The sequence below is a fragment of the Sphingomonas sp. 2378 genome, assembly GCF_038084995.1.
Lineage (GTDB): Bacteria > Pseudomonadota > Alphaproteobacteria > Sphingomonadales > Sphingomonadaceae > Sphingomonas.
This window is the reverse complement of sequence record NZ_JAXCMJ010000133.1, coordinates 1-411: the sequence shown is the minus strand read 5'-3', so window position 1 is coordinate 411 and position 411 is coordinate 1. Positions and strand designations below refer to the sequence as shown.

Annotated in this window: 1 pseudogene; it reads left to right on the top strand. The window is 63.7% G+C overall.

Annotation, left to right across the window (positions count from 1 at the left end):
* Positions 1 to 100: 100 nt before the first annotated feature.
* Positions 101 to 313: pseudogene (locus SM191_RS19625) on the top strand (IS481 family transposase); the annotation flags it as partial.
* Between the last annotated feature and the right edge of the window lie 98 nt (positions 314 to 411).

Below are 411 nucleotides of genomic sequence, written 5' to 3'. Positions count from 1 at the left end.
AAGGCACAGTTCGCCGTCATCTTCGGCGAACGCTTCATCAGGGCCATGGCGGCGTAATGTTCATCCGCCCGCCCGCACACGAAATTCCTGACACTCCCGCCCGAAGGACCCGCACTCGACGGTTCTGAGCATCGAGGAAGAGGCGGTCATCGTCGCCTTTCGCCGCCATACGCTGTTGCCGCTGGATGACTGCCTCTACGCTCTCCAGGCGACGATCCCGCATCTGACGCGCTCGTCGCTGCATCGTTGCCTGCAACGCCACGGGATCAGCCGGTTGCCCGAGGTCGCCGGCGACAAGACGCCAAAGCGCAAGTGACGTGACCCCGGTCTTTCATCCAGCGGCAACCAGAGACCGACCGTGGTTTTCGCGCATAAGCGCAGGTGAAGCAACGGGCGGGGTTAACCCCGCCC